The 15,364-nt window shown below is 74.1% G+C and carries 14 protein-coding genes; 13 read left to right on the top strand and 1 reads right to left on the bottom strand.

Features of this window, described 5'->3' with window-relative positions; all coding sequences use genetic code 11:
- Nucleotides 1-6: 6 nt before the first annotated feature.
- Genes ACQPZG_RS31145 through ACQPZG_RS31085 form a run of 13 tightly spaced genes read left to right on the top strand, consistent with a single transcriptional unit; the run spans nucleotide 7 to nucleotide 14,535 of the window.
- Nucleotides 7-1,539 carry a right-handed parallel beta-helix repeat-containing protein gene (locus ACQPZG_RS31145; RefSeq protein WP_433549022.1) on the top strand — a complete coding sequence of 511 codons (1,533 nt, stop codon included), beginning with the start codon at nucleotides 7-9 and terminating at the stop codon, nucleotides 1,537-1,539.
- A 1-nt stretch (nucleotide 1,540) separates the two neighbouring features.
- Nucleotides 1,541-2,836 carry an O-antigen ligase domain-containing protein gene (locus tag ACQPZG_RS31140; protein ID WP_433549021.1) on the top strand — a complete coding sequence of 432 codons (1,296 nt, stop codon included), beginning with the start codon at nucleotides 1,541-1,543 and terminating at the stop codon, nucleotides 2,834-2,836.
- Between the two features lie 8 nt (nucleotides 2,837-2,844).
- Nucleotides 2,845-4,116: a glycosyltransferase gene (locus tag ACQPZG_RS31135; protein WP_433549620.1), complete on the top strand. Its 1,272-nt coding sequence runs from the start codon at nucleotides 2,845-2,847 to the stop codon at nucleotides 4,114-4,116.
- Complete coding sequence (locus tag ACQPZG_RS31130; protein WP_433549020.1) at nucleotides 4,113-5,345, top strand: class I SAM-dependent methyltransferase; 1,233 nt, start codon at nucleotides 4,113-4,115, stop codon at nucleotides 5,343-5,345. The genes ACQPZG_RS31135 and ACQPZG_RS31130 overlap by 4 nt, the downstream gene beginning before the upstream one ends.
- 13 nt (nucleotides 5,346-5,358) lie before the next feature.
- The gene (locus ACQPZG_RS31125) at nucleotides 5,359-6,153 is read left to right on the top strand and encodes a glucose-1-phosphate cytidylyltransferase (protein ID WP_433549019.1); all 795 of its coding nucleotides are present in this window, start codon (nucleotides 5,359-5,361) and stop codon (nucleotides 6,151-6,153) included.
- Nucleotides 6,150-6,797: a PIG-L deacetylase family protein gene (locus tag ACQPZG_RS31120; protein WP_433549018.1), complete on the top strand. Its 648-nt coding sequence runs from the start codon at nucleotides 6,150-6,152 to the stop codon at nucleotides 6,795-6,797. The genes ACQPZG_RS31125 and ACQPZG_RS31120 overlap by 4 nt, the downstream gene beginning before the upstream one ends.
- 3 nt (nucleotides 6,798-6,800) lie before the next feature.
- The gene (locus ACQPZG_RS31115) at nucleotides 6,801-7,826 is read left to right on the top strand and encodes an NAD-dependent epimerase/dehydratase family protein (RefSeq protein WP_433549017.1); all 1,026 of its coding nucleotides are present in this window, start codon (nucleotides 6,801-6,803) and stop codon (nucleotides 7,824-7,826) included.
- Complete coding sequence (locus ACQPZG_RS31110) at nucleotides 7,823-9,097, top strand: DUF4910 domain-containing protein (protein ID WP_433549016.1); 1,275 nt, start codon at nucleotides 7,823-7,825, stop codon at nucleotides 9,095-9,097. Before ACQPZG_RS31115 ends, ACQPZG_RS31110 begins: the two co-directional genes overlap by 4 nt.
- A 5-nt stretch (nucleotides 9,098-9,102) precedes the next feature.
- Nucleotides 9,103-10,407, top strand: a complete 1,305-nt coding sequence (locus tag ACQPZG_RS31105; RefSeq protein ID WP_433549619.1) for a hypothetical protein — start codon at nucleotides 9,103-9,105, stop codon at nucleotides 10,405-10,407.
- Complete coding sequence (locus ACQPZG_RS31100; protein WP_433549015.1) at nucleotides 10,404-11,360, top strand: glycosyltransferase family 2 protein; 957 nt, start codon at nucleotides 10,404-10,406, stop codon at nucleotides 11,358-11,360. The genes ACQPZG_RS31105 and ACQPZG_RS31100 overlap by 4 nt, the downstream gene beginning before the upstream one ends.
- On the top strand, nucleotides 11,357-12,604 hold the full coding sequence (locus ACQPZG_RS31095; RefSeq protein WP_433549014.1) for a polysaccharide pyruvyl transferase family protein: 1,248 nt from the start codon (nucleotides 11,357-11,359) through the stop codon (nucleotides 12,602-12,604). Before ACQPZG_RS31100 ends, ACQPZG_RS31095 begins: the two co-directional genes overlap by 4 nt.
- A complete protein-coding gene (rfbC, locus tag ACQPZG_RS31090) occupies nucleotides 12,601-13,164 on the top strand; it encodes a dTDP-4-dehydrorhamnose 3,5-epimerase (RefSeq protein ID WP_433549013.1) in 564 nt (187 codons plus the stop codon). Before ACQPZG_RS31095 ends, rfbC begins: the two co-directional genes overlap by 4 nt.
- 6 nt (nucleotides 13,165-13,170) lie before the next feature.
- Entirely contained in the window at nucleotides 13,171-14,535 is a 1,365-nt protein-coding gene (locus ACQPZG_RS31085; protein WP_433549012.1) for a glutamate-1-semialdehyde 2,1-aminomutase, read from the top strand.
- A 2-nt stretch (nucleotides 14,536-14,537) separates the two neighbouring features.
- Here the strand turns inward: ACQPZG_RS31085 and ACQPZG_RS31080 are convergent, their stop codons facing one another.
- Nucleotides 14,538-15,233 (bottom strand): phosphatase PAP2 family protein, encoded by a 696-nt coding sequence (locus ACQPZG_RS31080; protein ID WP_433549618.1) that lies wholly within the window; start codon nucleotides 15,231-15,233, stop codon nucleotides 14,538-14,540.
- Nucleotides 15,234-15,364 lie beyond the last annotated feature (131 nt).

Below are 15,364 nucleotides of genomic sequence, written 5' to 3'. Positions count from 1 at the left end.
GGAGGCGTGGGCATCAAGTGGCGGACCTGGGCGTTGCCGGTGACGGTTCCCGCCCTGCTCGCGACCGGCTGCGTGGGCGCCCCGGACGCTCCCGCGGCGAAGCCGGCCGCGACACCGCCCGCGGCACCGTCCGCGGCGGAGGCGGCCCGGGCCGTGTGCGCCGATCCGGCGGCCGGGCCCGCGAAGGCGTCGGCGGGAGCGGTGACGGTCGACCCGGCGGTGGTCGGCGACCTGGCGGAGAAGACCCGCAGCAGCCCCCCGGGGACGACGTTCTGGCTCCGGCCGGGCAGGCACACGCTGACACCGCAACGCCACGCCCAGGTCCTGCCCAAGAAGGGCAACCGCTACCTCGGCGCACCGGGCGCGGTGCTCGACGGCCGCAGGACCAACCAGTACGCGTTCGGGGGCGACGCCCGTGACGTCACCATCCGTCATCTGACCGTGCAGGGTTTCGTCGCACCGCACGACGAGGGCGTCGTCAACCACGACTCGGCCGACGGGTGGGTGGTCGAGCACGCGACGATCCAGTACAACTCCGGGGCCGGGCTGATGGCCGGCGCGCGCCAGCGGGTCCGCGCCAACTGCCTGCGTGGCAACGGCCAGTACGGCATGAACGCCTACAAGGGCTCCGGCCCCCTCCGCGGTCTGCTGGTCGAGGGCAACGAGATCGTGGGGAACAACACCGGCGACTGGGAGCGGCGGCGGCCGGGCTGCGGCTGCACCGGGGGCGTCAAGTTCTGGGCCGTCGACGGCGCGGACGTACGGGGCAACTGGGTGCACGACAACCGCGGGACCGGGTTGTGGGCGGACACCAACAACAACGACTTCCTCATCGAGGACAACCTGATCGAGGGCAACGACGGTGCCGCGCTGATCTACGAGACGAGTTACAACGCGGTCGTCCGCGAGAACACGATCCGGCGGAACAACTGGGTCGAGGGCCGCAAGTACGCCGCGCGCGGTGACGGTTTCCCGCTCGGGACCGTCTACGTGTCGGAGTCCGGCGGCGAACCGCGCGTGCGGGCCCGCACGGACAGGATCGAGATCCACCGCAACGTGCTGGAGGACAACTGGTCCGGGATCACCCTGTGGGAGAACGCCGACCGATTCTGCAACAGCGCCGCCAACACCTCGTCCGGCACCTGCACCCTGCTGGTCGCGGACATCGCCCGCTGTGCGCGACCGGGCATCGCCACCGCGCCGCTCCACTCGGACTGCCGGTGGAAGACGCAGCGGGTGCGGATCCACCACAACCGCTTCGTGCTGGACAAGTCCGTCCTCAAGTGCACGGAGAAGTGCGACCGCATGGCGGTGCTCGCCAACTACGGCACCTATCCCCCGTGGTCGCCGTACAAGGGTGAGCAGATCTCCGAGGCGATCACTCTCGGGCAGCACAACCGCTGGCACGACAACGTCTACGTCGGGCCGTGGAGGTTCGTGGTCCACGACCCGAGCCGCGTCCTCGACTTCGCGCAGTGGCGGGGCGCGCCCTACCGGCAGGACGCGGGCAGCAGTCTCGGTCCGCGGGACGGTGGGTGACGTGGACGGCGATCTGCGGCACGGCGCGCCGGCGGGCGGACCGGTCACGCCGGACACGGGGCCCGGCGGCGCCGGGCCGCCCGGCCCGCCGAAGCGCGTCGGGGCCGTCTGGGGGCTGCTGATCCTCAACACGCTCGGCTCCGCGGGGGCGCAGACCATCGTGCCGCTCCCCCGCTCCCTCATCCAGGCGGTCACCATGGGCGCGCTGGTCGCCGCGTTCGCGCTGGCGCTGGCCCTCAACGTCCGGCTGCGCATCCGGTCCTGCGCCTTCCTGTTCCTGCTCACCCTGCTGCTGGTGCCGAGCGTGATCTCCAGCGTGCAGTTGGAGTCCGGGTTCGGCGCACTGTTCCGGTGCGGCCGGCTGACCCTGTTCGTCGGCACGCTGTGGCTGCTGAGCCGCTGGTGGGACGGCGGCCTGACGTTCGTCCGCCACCACATCCGGTTCTACCTGGCGGTCCTCGCGTCGGTGGTGGCCGGTGCGGTCCTCTCACCGGGCGCGGCCATGCCCGAGGTCTACGGCGGGCGGCTGGTCGGCGCGGTGTGGCCGCTCACCCCGCCGCAGATCGGCCAGTACGCCGCGGTGGTCGTCGGGCTCGGCGTGCTGCTCGCTGTGGGCCGCCGGACGGGCCGGGCCGGGGCGGCCGCGGTCGTCGTGCCCGCCCTGGCGCTGCTGGCGTTGACCCACACCCGCACGGCGACGGTCGGTCTGCTCGTCGGACTGGCGCTGGCGATCGGCTCGCTCCTGTCGACCAGCGCCGCCGCCCGCCGGTTCTTCGCCTGGGCGGTGCTGTGCGCGGCGGTGGCCGCGGTGGGGTTCGCCTCCGCGCTGCAGGCGTGGTTCCTGCGCGGTCAGAGCCAGGAGCACCTGACCAGCCTCACCGGCCGGGCCAAGGTCTGGGACGCCCTGCTGGCGGCGCCCCGGACGGCCGGGACGGAACTGTTCGGCGTGGGTCTGGGCGACAAGTCGTTCGGCGGGCTGCCGATCGACAACAGCTGGCTGGCCGTCTACCACGAGCAGGGCCTGATCGGCGTGGTGCTGGTGGCGGGGATCGTCGTCGTGCTGGGCGGTGTCGCGCTGCTGCGTCCGCCGTCGCTGCCGCGGGCCTGCGCGCTCTTCCTGATCAGCTACTGCGCGATCGCGTCGTACACCGAGGCCGGGCTGGGCGACGCCTCGCCGTATCTGCTGCATCTGGCCGTGGCCGCGTCGCTGCTGGCGGCGCCCGTCGCGGCAGCGTCCCCGCCGCCGGCCGCGGCACCCCGAGCACAGGTCCTCGACCGGACCAGGGACAGGTGGTGACCTCGCTCATGCACGTCCTCGTGGTGCACAACCGTTACTCCTCGGCGCAGCCGAGTGGAGAGAACAAGGTCGTCGACCAGGAGGTGGCCCTGCTCCGCGCGGCCGGCCACCGGGTCGGGCTGTTCGAGCGGCGCAGCGACGACATCGCGGCCCGCTCCCTGCTCGGCAAGGCCGCGGTGCCGCTGCTCGTGCCGTGGAACCCCGCGGTCCGCAGCGCTCTGGCCGCCCGGCTCCGTGCCGACCGGCCGGACGTGGTGCACGTCCACAACGTCTTCCCGCTGCTGTCCCCCGCGGTGCTGGCCGCCTGCGCCGACGTCGGGGTGCCCGTCGTGGCCACCCTGCACAACTACGGCCAGGTCTGCCCGCCGGGCACGTTGCAGCGCGACGGGCGGCCGTGCACCGAGTGCGTCGGCGGGACGCCGCTGCCCGCGGTCCGGCACGGGTGCTACCGGGGTTCGCGGGCGGCGACGGTGCCGCTCGCGGCCGGCCTGCTGGTCAACCGGCGGCGGTGGTGGTCCGGTGTGCAGCGGTTCTTCTGCATCTCCGCCGCCCAGCGCGACGTGCTGGTGGGGGCCGGGATGCCCGCCGACCGGCTGGCGGTGAAGCACAACTTCGTACCCGACACGCACGCCCGCCGGGACGGTGACGGCGAGCATCTGCTCTATCTGGGGCGGCTCGCGGAGGCCAAGGGCGTGCGGCTGCTCATGGCCGCGTGGGACGCGCTCGCGGCGGACGGCGGCGTGGGCGTGCCGCTCGTCGTCGCCGGCGCGGGGCCGCTGGAGGGGGAGGTGACGGCGTGGGCGGCGGGCCGGGACGACGTGCGGTACGTGGGGCTGTACGACACGGACCGGTGCCGGCGGGCCGTCGCGCGGTCGGTGGCCGTGGTGGCTCCCTCGACGTGGCTGGAGGCGTTCGGTCTGGTGGTCGTGGAGGCGATGGCGGCGGGGGTCCCGGTCGTCGCCGCCGGTCACGGGGCCTTCGTCGAACTCGTCGAGGACGGGGTGAGCGGGCTGCTGCACCGGCCGGGCGGGAGCGCCTCGCTCGCGTCGTGCCTGCGCCGGATCACCGCCGATCGGGTGCGCAACCGGGAGATGGGCCGGGCGGCCCGGCGCCGTTACGAGCAGGGCTTCTGTCCGGCGGTCGGGCTGGAGCGTCTGGTGGAGGGGTACCGCGCCGCGATCGCGGCGCGCTCCGGCGGCGGGGACGTCCCGCCGCCGGCCGGGGACGGATCCGGCCCGCGGCGGGACACCCGCGCGGGCGGGGATGGGGGCAGCAGATGACACCATGCCGACTCTGCGGCGCGGCGGCGCCGGTGAGCGTCGTCGACCTGGGGGCGACGCCGCCGTGCGAGAGTTTCCTCGCCGCGGACCAACTGGACCTGCCGGAGCCCGCGTACCCACTGCATCTGCGGGTCTGCACGCACTGCTGGCTGGCGCAGATCCCGCCGCTGATCTCACCGGAGGAGACGTTCACCCAGTACGCGTACTTCTCCTCCTACTCCTCCTCCTGGGTGGAGCACGCGCGTACCTTCGTCGCCGGCACCGTGGCACGGCTCGGCCTGGGGCCCGGTTCCTTCGTGGTCGAGGTCGCCAGCAACGACGGGTACCTGCTGCGGCACCTGGTGGACCGCCGGATCCGCTGCCTGGGCATCGAGCCGTCGGTGAACGTCGGCGCCGCGGCGCGTGAGGCGGGCGTGCCGACGCTCACCCGGTTCCTGGATCCGGACACCGGCTCGGCCGTCCGCGCGGAGCACGGCCCGGCGGACCTGGTCGTGGCCAACAACGTGTACGCCCACATCCCCGACGTGGTCGGTTTCACCCGGGGGCTGCGCGCCCTGGTCGCCGACGACGGCTGGGTCTCCGTCGAGGTGCAGCACCTGCTGACGCTGATCGAGGGGAACCAGTACGACACGATCTACCACGAGCACTTCCAGTACTACACGGTCGCGTCCGCGTCCCGGGCGCTGGCCAGTGGCGGGCTCACGCTCGTGGACGTCGAACTGCTGCCCACGCACGGCGGGTCGATCCGGCTGTGGGCCCGCCCGGCGGAGGCGGCGGGCGAGCCCGCCCGCGCGGTGGCGGACGTGCTGGCCCGGGAGAAGGCGGCCGGGTTGCAGGAGCTGTCCGGGTACGGCGAGTTCTCCGCCCGGGTGGCGAAGGTGCGCCGCGACCTTCTGAAGTTCCTCATCGAGGCGGCCGAGCGCGGCGAGAGCGTCGTCGGGTACGGCGCCCCGGGCAAGGGCAACACCCTGCTCAACCACTGCGGCATCCGGCCCGATCTGCTCCCCTACACGGTCGACCGCAACCCCTACAAGCACGGCAGGTTCACCCCGGGAAGCCGTATTCCGGTCCTGCCGCCCGAACAGATCGCCGCGGACAGGCCGGACTACGTGCTCGTCCTCCCGTGGAACCTGCGGGACGAGCTGGTCGAGCAGCTGTCCTACGTGCACGACTGGGGCGGCCGGCTGGTCTTCCCCATACCCCACCTGAGCATCGTCGAGGGCACGTGAAGGAGTGCGCAGCATGAAGGTCGTACTGTTCTGCGGCGGTTACGGGCTGCGCATGCGCAGCGGAACCTCCGACGACGTGCCCAAGCCGATGGCGATGGTCGGCCCGCGACCGCTGATCTGGCACGTGATGCGCTACTACGCGTACTTCGGGCACACGGAGTTCATCCTGTGCCTCGGGTACGGGGCTCACCACATCAAGGACTTCTTCCTGCGCTACGAGGAGACGGCGTCCAACGACTTCGTGCTGCGGGACGGGCGGACGGAGCTGCTGTCCACGGACATCGCCGACTGGACCATCACGTTCGTGCAGACGGGCGTCGAGTCCCCCATCGGGGAGCGGCTGCGCCGGGTGCGCCCGCATCTGGACGGCGACGAGATGTTCCTCGCCAACTACGCCGACGTGCTCACCGACGCCCCGCTGCCGGAGATGATCGAGCGGTTCTCCCGGCGCGACGCCGGGGCGTCGATGATGGTGGTACCGCCTCAGTCCTCGTTCCACTGCGTGGAGCTGGGCGAGAACGGCCTGGTGGGAGGCATCACCCCGGTGAGCGAACTGCCGCTGTGGGAGAACGGCGGCTACTTCGTGCTGCGGCAGGAGGTCTTCGACCACCTACCGGAGGGCGGGGACCTGGTCGCCGACGGATGCGCCCGGCTGGCCAAGCAGGGCAGGCTGGTGGCGCACCGGCACCGCGGCTTCTGGAAGCCGACCGACACCGTGAAGGAGCGGGCGGCGCTCGACCACGCGTACGCCCGCGGCGACCGCCCGTGGGCCGTGTGGGAGCGGAGCGGCGTGGGGGCGGGCGCGTGATCCGGCTCGGGGCCGGGCGCCTGGACGGGATCGCCGCGGTGGGCGCGCACTGCGACGACATCGCCATCGGAGCCGGCGGCACACTGCTGACGCTGTGCCGGGCACGGCCGGGCATCCGCGTCGACGCGCTGGTGCTCTCCGGCGGGGGCGGCGAGCGGGAGCAGGAGGAGCGGGCCGCGCTCGCCGCCTTCTGCCCGGGTGCGGACGTGCGGCTGACCGTGCTCAAGCTGGCGGACGGGCGGATGCCGGCGCAGTGGGAGGAGGCCAAGGCCGCGGTCGAGGAACTGCGTGGGCGCACCGACCCCGGCCTGGTGCTGGCACCGCGCACCGACGACGCGCACCAGGACCACCGCGGCCTGGCCCGGCTGGTGCCCACCGCCTTCCGCGACCACCTCGTCCTCGGCTACGAGATCGTCAAGTGGGACGGCGACCTGGGCCGCACCGGGGCGTACCAGCCGCTGACGCCGGACGTCGCCGAGGACAAGGTGCGGCTGTTGCTGGAGCACTATCCCTCGCAGCGGCACCGCCCCTGGTACGACCGGGAGGCTTTCCTCGGGCTCGCCCGGATCCGCGGCATCGAATGCCACGCGCGGTACGCCGAGGCCTTCGCCGTCCCCAAACTCACTCTCGGCCTGGAGGGCTGAACCTTGCGCGTACTGCTGACCGGACATCAGGGGTACCTGGGCACCGTCATGGCCCCGGTGCTCCAGGCCGCCGGGCACGAAGTCGTCGGTCTCGACGCCGGCCTGTTCGCCGACTGCGTGCTGGGCCCGCCGCCCGCGGACCCGCCGGGGCACCGGGTGGACCTGCGCGACGTCACGGCCGAGCACGTGGCCGGGGTGGACGCCGTGATCCACCTGGCCGCGCTGTCCAACGACCCGCTGGGCTCGCTCGCCCCGGACCTCACCTACGACATCAACCACCACGCGTCCGTCGCGCTCGCCGAGCTGGCCCGCGACGCCGGGGTGCGGCGCTTCCTGTACGCCTCCACCTGCTCGGTGTACGGCGCCGCCGGGGGCGGCGACCTGGTGGCCGAGGACGCCCCGCTGCGCCCGGTGACGCCGTACGCGGAGTCCAAGGTGCGGGTGGAGGACGACCTGCACGCGCTGGCCGACGACGACTTCAGCCCGGTGTTCCTGCGCAACGCCACCGCCTTCGGCTTCTCGCCGCGGCTGCGCGCCGACATCGTCCTGAACAACCTGGTGGGGCACGCGCTGCTGTCCGGCGAGGTGCTGGTGCTCTCCGACGGCACCCCCTGGCGGCCGCTGGTGCACGCCGCCGACATCGCACGCGCCTTCACCGCCGCGCTGGGCGCGCCGCGGGAGGCGGTGCACGACCGGGCGTTCAACATCGGCAGCGAGGTCAACAACGTCACGGTCGCCGAGATCGCCGAGCAGGTCGCCGGGGCGGTGCCCGGTGCGAAGGTGGTGATCACCGGGGAGAACGGCGCCGACCCCCGGTCGTACCGGGTGGACTTCTCCCGCTTCCGCGCCGCGGTCCCCGGCTTCGCGTGCGAGTGGACGGTGCACCGGGGAGCGCTCGAACTCGCGGACGCCTACCGCGAGTTCGGACTGACCCGAGAGGACTTCGAAGGCCGCTTCACCCGTCTCGCGGTGCTGCGCGCCGCGTCCGACGCCGGCGGAGTCGACGACACCCTGCGGCGGCGCCGATGACCGGTGCCGGCGAGCAGATGCACGCGCTGGTGGAGCGGCTGTACCCGTTGTGCCGGAGCATCACCGGGGACGGGGTGCGCGCCACCCTGGACGTCGTCGGCGAGTACCTGCCGCTACAGGTGCACGAAGTGCCGACCGGGACGCAGGTGCTCGACTGGACGGTGCCGCAGGAGTGGAACATCCGGGACGCGTACGTCGCCGACTCCGCGGGCAACCGGGTCGTCGACTTCGCCGCGTCCAGCCTGCACGTGCTCGGGTACAGCGTGCCGGTGTCCACGACCATGCCGCTGTCCGAGCTGCGGGCCCACCTGCACACCCTGCCGGACCAGCCGGGCCTGGTGCCCTACCGCACCAGCTACTACCGGCCGCAATGGGGTTTCTGCCTGGCCCAGGACACCCTGGACGCGCTGCCCGACGGCGAGTACGAGGTGTGCGTGGACTCCACGCTCGCCGACGGCCACCTCACCTACGCCGAGCACGTGGTCCCCGGGCGGGTCCCCGACGAGGTGCTCGTCTCCTGCCACGTCTGCCACCCCTCGCTGGCCAACGACAACCTGTCCGGCATCGCGGTGGCGACGTTCCTGGCGCGGGCGCTGGCGGAGCGGACGCCCCACTACACCTACCGGTTCGTCTTCGCGCCCGGCACCATCGGGGCGATCACGTGGCTGGCCCGCAACGCGACGCGGATCGAGCGGGTCAAGCACGGTCTCGTCCTGGCGTGCGCGGGCGACCGGGGCGATCTGACGTACAAGCAGAGCAGGCGCGGCGACGCGGAGATCGACCGTGTGCTGCGGCACGTCCTGGAGACCTCCGGACGCCCGCACCGGGTCACCGGGTTCACTCCCTACGGCTACGACGAGCGGCAGTACTGCTCCCCCGGGTTCGACCTGGGCGTCGGCTCCCTCAGCCGCACCCCGTACGCGGGCTACCCCGAGTACCACACCTCGGCGGACGACCCGGACTTCGTGACCCCCGAGGCGATGGCGGACACCCTGGCCGTCTGCCGGGAGGCGTTCGCCGTCCTCGACCGCAACCGGCGGTACGTCAACCTCAGCCCGTACGGCGAGCCGCAGTTGGGCAGGCGGGGACTGTACGACTCGCTCGGCGGCCGCAGTGACGCGAAGGAGGCCCAGCTGGCCATGCTCTGGGTGCTCAGCCTCTCCGACGGCGGGCACAGCCTGCTGGACGTCGCCGAGCGGTCCGCCCTGCCGTTCGACGCCGTCGCCGCGGCGGCCGACGCCCTGCTCGGCGCCGGGCTGATCAAGGCGTGACGCGGGTGGTCGCCGAGGAGGGGGAGCCGACGGCGTCGGCGGAGCGGGCCGGACGGGCGCGGCGCACCGCCCGGCGGGCCGTCGTCGGCCGTCTTTCCTGGGGGCTGGCCGACCAGGCGGTGTCCAGCGTGACCAACTTCGCGGTGGGCATCTGGGTGGCGCGTTCGCTGGGGCTGACCGCGTTCGGCGTGTTCGCTCTGGCCTGGCTCACCTACGGCGTGGTGCTCAGCGCTTCCCGCGGCCTGGCCACCGACCCCCTCGTGGTGCGTTTCAGCGGCGTGCCGCACACGTCGTGGCGCGGCGCGGTGGCCCGTGCGTCGGGCACGGCACTGGGCGTCGGCGGGGCCGTCGGCGTGGTGTGCCTCGGCGCCGGGACCGTGCTCGGCGGCAGCCTGGGGGCCGCCTTCGCCGCGCTGGGCGTCGTGCTGCCGGGGCTGCTGCTCCAGGACTGCTGGCGGTACGCGTTCTTCGCCGCGGGCACCGGCCGCAAGGCGTTCGTCAACGACGTGGTGTGGGGCGTGGCGCTCGTCCCGGCGATGCTGGTGGCCGCCCGGGTGGGCAGCGTGGCCGCCTTCGTGCTCGCCTGGGGTGCTGCCGCCGCGGTGGCCGCCGCCTGCGGCTGCCTCCAGTCCGGCATCCGGCCGCGGCCGGCCGGGGCGCGCGCGTGGCTCCGTGACCACCGCGACCTGGGCTACCGCTTCCTGGTCGAGAACGTCGGCGTCAGCGGGGCGGCCCAGCTGCGGGCCTACGGGCTCGGCGCGATCGTCGGGCTCGGCGCGGTGGGCGTGATCCGGGGCGCCGAACTGCTCCTCGGCCCGTTCCTCGCCGTGCTGATGGGGTTGTCGCTGGTCACCGTCGCCGAGGCGGCACGGGTGCTGCGGCGGGCCCCGCACCGGCTGGCCCGGTTCTGTTTCCTGCTGGGCGGCGGGCTGGCCGTCGCCGCACTGCTGTGGGGTGCGGCTCTGCTGCTGGTCCCGGACCGGGCGGGGGAACTCCTGCTCGGCGACGTCTGGGCGTCCGCGTCGGCGCTCGTCGTGCCGGCCACGCTCGGCGTGGCGGGCGCCGGCCTGGGCGTCGGCGCGGCGGCCGGGCTGCGCGCGCTGGGCGCGGCCCGGAGCAGTCTGCGCGCCCAGCTCCTCGCCTCCGCGTGCTACGTCGGCGGCGGGCTCGGCGGCGCCGCCGTCGGCGGCACGGCCGGTTCGGCCTGGGGCGTCGCCGCCGCGACCCTCTGCGGGTCGGCCGTGTGGTGGCTGCACCTGCGGTCCGCCCTGCGCACCCATCTCCCCCTCTCCGAAGCGAGGACCTCATGACCGCACTTCCCCGGCTGAGCATCGGCCTGCCCGTCCACAACGGCGAGGAGTACCTCGCCGAGTCGCTCGACGCCCTGCTCGGCCAGACCTTCGAGGACTTCGAACTGGTCGTGTCCGACAACGCGTCGACCGACGGGACGCAGGAGATCTGCCGCAAGTACGCCGCACTGGACCCACGCGTGCGGTACCTCCGGCTGCGCCGGAACATCGGCGCGGCGCCCAACCACCACCACGTGTTCACCCGGTGCCGGGGCGAGCTGTTCAAGTGGGCGTCGCACGACGACCTGTACGCCCGGGACCTGTTGCGGGCGTGCGTGGAGGCTCTGGACGCGCGGCCGGAGGTGATCCTGGCGCACGCCGGCCAGGCGGTCGTCGACGGGGACGGAAAGGTGGTGGTCCCCTACGAGTACGGGCTGGACACCGCATCGCCCAGTGCGCCGGTGCGTTTCCGCAGCCTGCTGTTCGAGCCCGGCGGCGACGACTTCTACGGGGTGATGCGGGCCGACGTGCTGCGCCGGGTGAAGCCGCACGACAGCTACCACCACGCGGACCGCACGTTCGTCGCCGAACTCGCCCTGCACGGCCCCTTCCACCAGGTGCCCGAGCTGCTGTACTTCCGCCGGGACCACCCCACCCGCGCGGAGCGGGCGAACCCTTCGAAGCGCTCCCGGTGCGTGAACCTGGATCCGCGCCGGGCGGGGCCGCTGCATCCGACGCCCCGGCTGCTCGCCGAGTACGTCGCGGGTTTCGTGTCGGCGGTCCGGCGGGCGCCGTTGTCCTCGGCGGACCGGCGCGCCTGTTACGGCCACCTGGCCGCCTGGCTGGCGAGCCGGGCCCGGCCGGGCGCCGGCGAACGCGTCGAGGACCGGGCCCCGGCCGATCCGTCCGGGCTCTCCGTCAGCGTCGACGCCCTGGTGGCGGGCCGGGAGAGCCGTGCGGGCGGGGAGGCATGACGGCCGCGGGGCCCGCTGCGGTGCGCGTGGGGGTGTTCGGCCTGCTCGGCTCGGGCAACCTCGGCAACGACGGGTCGCTCGAAGCCGTGCTGGGTCATCTGCGCGCCGCGCACCCGGAGGCGGTCGTGGACGCGCTGTGCGGCGGGCCAGAGGCCGTCACGGCCCGCTTCCGGATCCCCGCGACGCGGCTGCACTGGTACGGCGGGGAGTACCGGACCGCGTCCCGTGCGGGGGCCGTCGCCGGAAAGGGCCTGGGCAAGCTCGTCGACGTCGTCCGCACCGCCGCCTGGGTGCGGCGGCACGACGTGGTGATCGTGCCGGGCATGGGCGTCCTGGAGGCCACACTGCCGCTGCGGCCGTGGGGCTTTCCGTACGCGCTGTTCCTGCTGTGCGCGAGCGGTCGGCTGCTGCGCACCCCGGTGGCTCTGGTCGGGGTCGGCGCCGACGCGATCACGGACCGGCCGACCCGGGCGCTGGTGCGCTGGTCGGCGCGGCTGGCCGCCCACCGGTCGTACCGGGACGTGCTGTCCCGCGACGCGATGCGGGCGATGGGGGTGGACACCGCACGCGACGCGGTCCATCCGGACCTCGCGTTCGCCCTGCCGGCACGGCACCCGGGCACCCCCGCAGAGCGGCCGGGCACGGTCTGCGTGGGCGTCATGGACTTCCGCGGCGGCAACGACGACCGTGCGCGGGCGCGGGAGATCCACCGGCGCTACCTCGACGGGACGACCCGTTTCGTCCGCGCGCTGGCCGAGGACGGCAGGCGGGTCCGGCTGCTCACCGGCGACGAGGCGGACCGTCCGGTGGTCGCCGCGATCCTCCGCGCGGTGGACTCGCCGCTGGTCACCGCGGCGGAGGCGGCCTCACTGGCCGATCTGCTGGAGGAGACGGCGGCCGCCGACGCCGTGGTGGCGACCCGGTACCACAACCTGGTGTGCGCCCTGAAGGCCGGCACGCCGACGCTCGCCCTCAGCTACGCGGCGAAGAGTGACGCGCTGATGGACCGGATGGGGCTCGGCGGGTTCTGCCACCCGGCGCGCGAGGTGGACCCCGACCGGCTGCTGGAGCAGTTCCGGGCGCTGGAGAAGCGCTCCGCGGAGGTACGGCGCCTGCTCGGCGAGCGGAACCTGGAGGCGGCCCGGCAGCTCCGGGACCATCTCACCGCCTTGTCGGCGGCCCTGTTCCCCGCGGCGGACGACGCCGCACCTGCCCACGACCACGCTCTGCGGGAGGCCCCATGAAAGCGACACCGGTTCCGGAGATCGACGGCGCGTACCTGTTCGAACCGACGCCGTTCGCCGACGAACGCGGCTTCTTCTCCCGGACCTTCGACGCCGACGCGGTCCGCGCCGCGGGTCTCGACCCGCACGCCTTCGTGCAGGACAGTGTGTCCCGCTCGGCCCGGGGCGTGCTGCGCGGCCTGCACCTGCGTGCCGGAGCCGGTGAGGCCAAGCTGGTGCGGTGCTCGTACGGCAGGGTCTTCGACGTCGTCGTGGACCTGCGGGTGGGCTCGCCGACGTACCGCAACCTGGCCTCCTTCGAACTGTCGGACGAGACGCAGGTGACCCTGTACGTCCCGGCGGGGTGCGCGCACGGCTTTCAGGCGCTGACCGAGCCCGCCGACGTCTCCTACCGGATCGACCGTCCGCACGACCCGGCCGAGGACGTGACGATCGCCTTCGACGACCCCGGACTCGGCGTCCCGTGGCCGCTGCCGGTCACCTCCGTGTCCCGGCGGGACCGGCGGGCGCCGCACCTGGCCGAAGCCCTGAAGCGGGCCCGTACCCAGAAGGGGAGCTGAGCAGGCATGGAGTCGGAGGAGTTCCGCCTGCCCCGGTCGCGGCTGGCGAACGAGCGGCTGCACGCGATGGTCCCCGGGGGCGCGCACACCTACGCCAAGGGCGACGACCAGTACCCCGAGGACCTGGCCCCGGTCATCAGCCACGGCCACGGCGCCCATGTGTGGGACGTCGACGGCAACCGGTACGTCGAGTACGGCTCCGGCCTGCGGTCGGTCAGCCTCGGCCATGCCCACCCGCGCGTGCTGGAGGCGGTCAGACGGGAGCTGGAGCGCGGCAGCAACTTCGTCCGGCCGTCGATCGTCGAGGTCGAGGCGGCGGAGCGTTTCCTCGCCACCGTGCCGACCGCCGAGATGGTGAAGTTCGCGAAGAACGGATCCGACGCCACCACCGCGGCGGTGCGCCTGGCCCGCGCCGTCACCGGGCGCCCGCGGGTGGCGGTCTGCGGCGACCAGCCGTTCTTCTCCGTCGACGACTGGTTCATCGCCACCACGCCGATGTCCGCCGGCGTGCCGGCGGCGACCACCGGGCTCACCGTGTCCTTCCCCCACGGGGATCTGGCGGCCACGGAGGAACTGCTCGACCGGTACCGGGACGAGGTCGCCTGCCTGGTCCTGGAACCCGTCGGCCCCGACGAGCCCTGCGCCGGCTCTCCCCCGCACCCGGGCAGCGGGAACTCCGCCTCGCGCTATCTCACGGGGTTGCGCGAGCTGGCCGACCGGCACGGCTGTGTGCTGGTCTTCGACGAGATGATCACCGGGTTGCGGTGGTCCGAGGCGGGCGCCCAGGGCCTGTACGGAGTCGTCCCGGACCTCTCCACGTTCGGCAAGGCGCTGGGCAACGGGTTCGCCGTCTCCGCGCTGGCCGGGCGCCGCGAGCTGATGGAGCGCGGCGGGCTGCGCCACCGGGGCGAGCGGGTGTTCCTGCTGTCCACCACGCACGGCGCGGAGACGCACTCCCTGGCCGCGGCGACGGCCGTCCTGCGCACGTACGTCGAGGAGGGGATCACCGCGCGCCTGCACGCCCTCGGCGCACGGCTGGCCGCGGGCGTGCGCAGCGCCGCGTCCGCGATGGGCGTCGGCGACCACCTCCTCGTGCGGGGCCGGGCCAGCAACCTGGTCTTCGCCACCCTGGACGAGCACCTCCGGCCGTCGCAGGAGTACCGCACCCTGTTCCTGCGCCAACTCCTCGCGGGCGGGGTGCTCGCCCCGTCGTTCGTGGTGAGCAGCGCGCTCAGTGACGCCGACATCGACCACACCGTCGACGTGGTGGCCCGCGCGTGCGCGGTGTACCGGAAGGCGCTCGATGCGCAAGACCCCGGCCCCTGGTTGGGCGGGCGGCCGGTGAAGCCCGTCTTCCGGCGGTCGGCGTGACGTCAGCGGGGCTGCGCGCGCCGTCCCGCGTCGGCCGTCCGGGCGGCGTTCCGGTGGGCGATGCGGTCGGCGATGCGGTCGATCAGCCACGCACACGCGGGAGTCACCGCGAGCGCGGTGCCCCAGCCGCCGAGGACGTCGGTGGGGTAGTGGGCCGCCAGGGCGACCTGGGCCCAGCCCATGGCGGCCCCGGCCACGACTGCCGAGGCGAGCACGAGCAGCGTGCCGGTGGCCGTGCGGATGCCGGTGCGCCCGGCCGCGAGCAGCGCCAGCGCGAAGGCGAAAGCGGTGAGGAAAGCGGTGTGTCCGCTGGGGTAGGACAGGTGCACGTCGTGGATGGTGCGTCCCACCAGGGGCTTCAGCGACCGCGTCGCCACCACGGCCAGAGCGGGGCCGAGCAGGACGAGCACCGCGGCACGGGGCCGCCGCAGCAGCAGGCAGCCCGTCACGGCGGCCACGACCAGCGCCGCCGCGCCGACGGGCTCCCCCAGGAAGTCCGTCGCCAGGACGGCCTGACGCCACGGGGGCCGCACGCCGTCCACCGCGGACCGGACCCACTCGTCCACCCTGCCGGGACGGGTGTGGCCGGCGTACCGCAGGCCGAGCGCGACGACGATCAGAGCGGCGAGGAAGGCGATCAGCAGGAGCGGGGTGCGCAGCGGCGGGGGCAGCACCGTGGGCGCCGGCCGGCCGGTCACCGGCTCGCCGGAACCGCTCGGTCCGCGCCGGTCCGCCGCCACCGGAGGGTACGAGGCACCTTCCCCCTCCCTCCTGGCTGTCGACGCCGCGGCACGCCACCGCGGGGGCTTCCGCGGACTCGCGCTGCCAC

The organism is Streptomyces sp. CA-294286 (assembly GCF_050947155.1).
GTDB lineage: Bacteria > Actinomycetota > Actinomycetes > Streptomycetales > Streptomycetaceae > Streptomyces.
The sequence above is the reverse complement of the archived record's forward strand: the minus strand, read 5'-3'. Positions and strand labels throughout refer to the sequence as shown.